Source organism: Streptomyces sp. SID1328 (assembly GCF_009865595.1).
Taxonomy (GTDB): Bacteria; Actinomycetota; Actinomycetes; order Streptomycetales; family Streptomycetaceae; genus Streptomyces; species Streptomyces griseoluteus.
This window is the reverse complement of the sequence record NZ_WWKH01000573.1, coordinates 1-979: the sequence shown is the minus strand read 5'-3', so window position 1 is coordinate 979 and position 979 is coordinate 1. Positions and strand designations below refer to the sequence as shown.

The window sequence follows — 979 nt, the reverse complement described above, 5'->3', positions numbered from 1 at the left end:
TGGACGTCGGTGAAGAAGCCGCCGTACAGGGCCTGGGCGATCAGCGCGTGTGCGGCGATGGCGACACCCAGGCAGGTGAGCCGGGCGGGTACGCCGGGGCGGCCCGGGGCGGGGTCGGGGCCCGCGATGGCGTGCGCGAACAGGCATCCGGAGAGCAGGAAGTGTGCCGCCATGAGCCAGTGCCCGGCGGGGTGGCTCATGGCGGTGTTGTACAGCGGGGTGAAGTACAGCACCGCCAGGCTGCCGGTGCTCAGCAGGAGCGCGCTGACCGGATGGACCGCGCATCGCACGGGCGGGCTGTGCAGGACGGCCGTGATCCGGCGGGCCCCGGCGGGTGGCAGCGCGCGCAGGGCCAGCGTGACGGGGGCGGCGAGCACGAGCGCCGGCGGGGCGTACATGCCGATGAGCATGTGCTGGGCCATGTGCGCGGGGAAACCGGTGGGCGCGGGGGGCACCAGGGCGACGGCGACGAGGGTCAGACCGGTGGCGAAGGAGATGGTGCGCCAAACCGGCCAGTCCTGCGCGGGGTTGCGGCGTACGGCCCGTCGCACGGCGAGGTGGTGGAGCGCGGCGAGGGACAGCAGGGCCAGGACGACCGTCACCGCCTGCGGCAGGACGGTGCCCGCTCCGTGGTGGTGTTCCGTCATGCGCCCTGCGGGGCCGCGGGGTCGTGGAAGCGGCCGCCGCGCCGGATCAGGTGGCCGGCGGCCACGAACAGCGCGCCGAGGACGAGGAAACCGGCGTCCCACCACGCCTGGTGGGGGCCGCCGTGCACATGGTGGATGCCGAGGATCTGGTGGTCGAGGATGCCCTCCACCAGGTTGAAGACGCCCCAGCCGGCCAGCACCCACCCCCACAGCACCCGTGAGGTCCATACGGTGCGCCGGTCGTGGGTGACACGGGAGTACAGGACGGCGAGGCCGAGCAGGACGGCGATCCAGCACAGGGCGTGGAAGACGCCGTCCCACACGGTGTTCAT

At 73.4% G+C, this 979-nt stretch carries 2 protein-coding genes; both read right to left on the bottom strand.

All coding sequences use genetic code 11. The features are described from left to right. Positions 1-647 (bottom strand): cytochrome c oxidase assembly protein (locus tag GT030_RS18075; protein ID WP_161201968.1); only part of this gene is annotated, 647 nt, incomplete at its 3' end. Next, the coding region (locus tag GT030_RS18070; RefSeq protein ID WP_161201967.1) for a DUF2243 domain-containing protein at positions 644-979 on the bottom strand (336 nt) is incomplete at its 5' end. The genes GT030_RS18070 and GT030_RS18075, both read right to left, overlap by 4 nt.